This is a genomic window from Alterinioella sp. (assembly GCF_058343375.1).
In genome coordinates, this window is record NZ_JBTUJH010000049.1 from 1 (window position 1) to 3897 (window position 3897).

Sequence of the window (3897 nt, forward strand, 5' to 3'; positions counted from 1 at the left end):
GGCATTGTAACCCCAGACCTCGTGCAAAAGAACATCGCGGCCAACGACTTTTTCGCCGGCACGATACAGAAATTTCAAGATCGACGTTTCTTTTTCAGTCAACCTGATTTTCGATTCATTTTCACCGATCAGTATCTTGGCGCTGGGACGGAAACTATAAGGTCCGATGGCAAATACCGCGTCTTCACTTTGCTCGTGCTGGCGAAGCTGGGCTCGAATTCGGGCCAGGAGGACGCCAAAGCGAAATGGTTTGGTAACATAGTCGTTGGCGCCCGATTCCAGACCTAAAATAGTATCAGAATCGCTGTCGTGACCGGTCAGCATTACAATCGGACATTTCACGCCGTTTTTTCGCATAATTTTGCAGGCCTCGCGGCCGTCCATGTCGGGCAGGCCGACATCGAGGATCACCAGATCATAGATCGCCTCCTTGGCCTTTTCCAAAGCGTCCGAGCCATTGCCGGCCTCGAAAACATCGAAATCCTCGGTCATGACCAATTGCTCGGACAGGGCCTCGCGCAGGTCTTCTTCATCATCGACGAGCAGTATTTTTCTTAGATTGGCCATTGGACCCTCCTGTCCGTTCCATTCAATGGCACATGTCGCCTGAACACCAGCGGAACAAGGGGAACGAAAAATACCTCACGCAGGCGTGTCGCAGCGTGCGCAAATGTTTCAAATTTCCACCATGCAGTCTACATGTGTGTGACCTTTTGCTGGATGGCCCTGATCTTATGCCCCTTCTGCCCACCGCTTCCGAACTGACCGCCCGTGCCCGCGCCGATTTGCGCGTCGGGCTGCCGGTTGTGTTGGGCGATGGTGCGGCGGGGCTGGTGGTGCTGGCGGCCGAGACTTTGCAGCGCGATCGCCTGGCCGCGCTGCGCAGTCTTGGCGCGCCGGTATTGGCCATTACCGACCGCCGCGCCGAAACGCTGAAGGCCCGCGCCTATGATGGTGATCTGGCCCGGCTGGCGCTGCCCGCCGATGCCGATATCGCCTGGGTCTGCGCCGTGGCCGACCCCGCCGATGACCTGCGGGTGCCGATGAAAGGGCCTTTGCAAAGCCTGCGTGATGGCGATGCCAGCCTGCATCGTCTGGCCATCGGGCTGGTGAAATCGGCGCAGCTTCTGCCTGCGGTGGTTGCAGTTGATGTGCCGGACGCGGTCGGGTTTGCCAGGGCCAACCACCTGACCCGGCTGTCGCCGCAGGCCACCATCCGCGACCTTGGCCAGCACCACGCGCTGATGCCCGTCGCCGCCGCCCGTCTGCCGATGGAGCTGGCCGAGGCCGGACGTCTGAATATCTATCGCCCCGACAATGGCGGCACCGAACATTACGCAATCGAGATCGGCCGCCCCGATCGCGCCGCGCCGGTTCTGACCCGGCTGCATTCCGCCTGTTTCACCGGCGATGTGCTTGGCTCGCTGAAATGCGATTGCGGGCCACAATTGCGCGCGGCGCTGGCCGAGATGGGCAAAGCGGGCGCGGGCGTGCTGCTGTATCTCAACCAGGAGGGGCGCGGCATCGGTCTGGCCAACAAGATGCGCGCCTATTCGCTTCAGGATCAGGGTTTTGACACGGTCGAGGCCAATCATCGGCTTGGCTTTGAAGATGATGAGCGCGATTTTCGTCTGGGGGCCGACATCCTGCGCCAGATGGGGTTTTCGCAGGCCCGGCTGATGACGAATAACCCCAGAAAAGTCGCGATGTTGCAGGCAGAAGGGATCGAGGTCATCGAACGTGTGCCGCTGATCACGCCGACCAACCGCCACAACCAGCATTATCTTGCGGTAAAGGCAAAAAAATCAGGGCATCTGCTGTGACCCCCGCCGATATGGTGCTGACGCCGACGGGGCTGCGCTTTGGCGGCCGCACCTTTGCCTGCACGATCGGAAAAGGCGGCATCTCGGGCGACAAGCGAGAGGGCGACGGGGCCACGCCGCGCGGGGTTCACCGGGTCACCGGCTGCCTGTTTCGGCCCGACCGGATGGCGCGCCCGGTGCCCTGGGCCGTTGCCATCGGTCCGCGTGATTTGTGGTCCGATGACGCGGGTCGGGCCGATTACAATCACCTGGTGCGTGCGCCTTACACGGGCAGCCACGAACGCCTGTCCCGGGCCGATCCGCTCTATGATCTGGTGCTCTTGACCGATTGGAACTGGCCCGATGCCACGCCCGGAAAGGGTTCCGCGATTTTCCTGCATCGCTGGCGCAGGCCCGGCTACCCCACGGAAGGCTGCGTGGCGATGGCGGCGCGCGATCTGTTATGGCTGACACGCGCCATCCGCCCCGGAACCCGGCTGATCGTTTCCTAGCCAGGCACGCGGTCCCCGAAAATGGCGCTGCCGATCCGCACATATGTGGCCCCGAAGGAGATTGCCTTTTCGAAATCAGCGCTCATCCCCATGGAAAGATCCGCCAAACCGTTGCGCGCCGCAATCTTGGCCAGCAGGGCAAAATGCAGGCTCGCCTCCTCCGCGACCGGGGGGATGCACATCAGGCCCTTGATCGGCAGGTCCAGCGCGCGGGCCTCGGTGATAAAGGCATCGGCATCGGCGGGGAAGATCCCGGCCTTTTGCGGCTCCTCGCCGGTATTCACCTGGATCATCAGATCGGGACAGCGCCCCATTTCCTGCGCCAGATCGGCAAAGCGGCGGGCCAGCCTGGGCCGGTCCAGCGTATGGATGGCATCAAACAGATCAAACGCCTGCCGCGCCTTGTTGCTTTGCAGCGGGCCAATCAGGTGCAGTTCGATGCCGTCATATGCGTCACGGAAACCGGGCCATTTACCGGCCGCCTCCTGCACCCGGTTTTCACCAAACAGCCGGTGGCCATCCTCCAGAACCGCGCGCACCCGTTCATCGGGCTGCACTTTCGATACCGCGATCAACCGCACCGATCCCGGCGCGCGACCGGCATCGGCTTCGGCCCTGGCAATGGCGGCGGTGATGTCGGATAGCGGCATCGGCGAAATCCTGTGGCACAAATGAAAAAGAGCGGACCGAAGCCCGCTCTTTCCTTAGCAAATAATCCGGGTGGATTAGAAGGACATTGCAACGCCCAGCGAGAAGCTGTCGGAATCAGGCAAGATGCCGTCCCAGTCGCTGGAACCATAGCCGGCGCGGATGGTTGCACCACCGCCCAGATCATAGGCAGCCGCCAGGCCATAGCCGCTGATTTGAGATCCCGCGTTGTTATCCCATTGACCCCAGTTGGCCGATAGCGTCATCGCGCCAGAGGTGTAACCAAACCCCAGGCCCAGATGCTCAACGTCGAAGCCTGTGCTGAGGTCGTAGTCCGTGTATTCGACACCGGCCGAGAAGCCATTGGTTTCAACATTGGCGCTGACACCAAAAATATCAACTTCGACGCCGACCGGGATTGTGCCAACTGCGCCGAGATTGCCCGGTGAGTAACCGCCAACGGCGGCAACCTGCAGAGTCTGGTAACCGATGCCGAAGCCTACGGTCGCGCCGCCCATGTCCATGCCATAGCGCAAACCGACGGCCCAGCCGGTATCCTGAACACCTGCGTCGTCCATTTCGATCGACACTGCCACGCCGAGATCACCAAAGGTGTTGTCATAGCGCAGGATCTGGCCGTCATAGGCACCGTCGCCATAGGAACCAAGGTAACCGGCATGTGCGGTTTCGTCATCGGCGATGGAACCGGCATTGCCAACGGCAGCTTCGGTCATCGCCCAGTCCAGCGCGCCATCGGTGTCACCCATGGTCAGGGTGCCGAAATTGCCGGAGATGAACATGAACGCGCCGCCATCGTCATTGACGGAGAATGCGCCGTTTTCGTCCAGGTCAACGCCTGCGCCGAAGGTCAGGCCGTTATCGGTTTCGCCCGACATGCGGAACAGAACGTCGATATCGGTGAAGAACTGGGTTTC

The 3897-nt window shown here is 61.2% G+C and carries 5 protein-coding genes; 2 read left to right on the forward strand and 3 right to left on the reverse strand.

Annotated elements, in window-relative coordinates; genetic code table 11:
- Positions 1-567: response regulator transcription factor (locus tag ACW8PS_RS07880; RefSeq protein ID WP_491526803.1), on the reverse strand; the 567-nt coding region annotated here is incomplete at its 3' end.
- A gap of 167 nt (positions 568-734) precedes the next feature.
- On the opposite strand from ACW8PS_RS07880, the gene ribA reads away from it, so the two are divergent.
- Together ribA and ACW8PS_RS07890 are read left to right on the forward strand one after the other, a co-directional pair.
- A complete protein-coding gene (gene ribA, locus ACW8PS_RS07885) occupies positions 735-1823 on the forward strand; it encodes a GTP cyclohydrolase II (RefSeq protein ID WP_491526804.1) in 1089 nt (362 codons plus the stop codon).
- Positions 1820-2314, forward strand: a complete 495-nt coding sequence (locus ACW8PS_RS07890) for a L,D-transpeptidase family protein (protein WP_491526805.1) — start codon at positions 1820-1822, stop codon at positions 2312-2314. Before ribA ends, ACW8PS_RS07890 begins: the two co-directional genes overlap by 4 nt.
- Here the strand turns inward: ACW8PS_RS07890 and ACW8PS_RS07895 are convergent.
- Entirely contained in the window at positions 2311-2964 is a 654-nt protein-coding gene (locus tag ACW8PS_RS07895; RefSeq protein ID WP_491526806.1) for a YggS family pyridoxal phosphate-dependent enzyme, read from the reverse strand. The two genes, ACW8PS_RS07890 and ACW8PS_RS07895, sit on opposite strands and share 4 nt — an antisense overlap.
- 75 nt (positions 2965-3039) lie before the next feature.
- A partial coding sequence (locus tag ACW8PS_RS07900) for a porin (RefSeq protein WP_491526807.1) occupies positions 3040-3897 on the reverse strand: 858 nt, incomplete at its 5' end.

Coding starts and splice junctions, on each gene's coding strand:
- ribA (WP_491526804.1), top strand. CDS start 735: ATGCCCCTTCTGCCCACCGCTTCCGAACTGACCGCCCGTGCCCGCGCC.
- ACW8PS_RS07895 (WP_491526806.1), bottom strand. CDS start 2,964: ATGCCGCTATCCGACATCACCGCCGCCATTGCCAGGGCCGAAGCCGAT.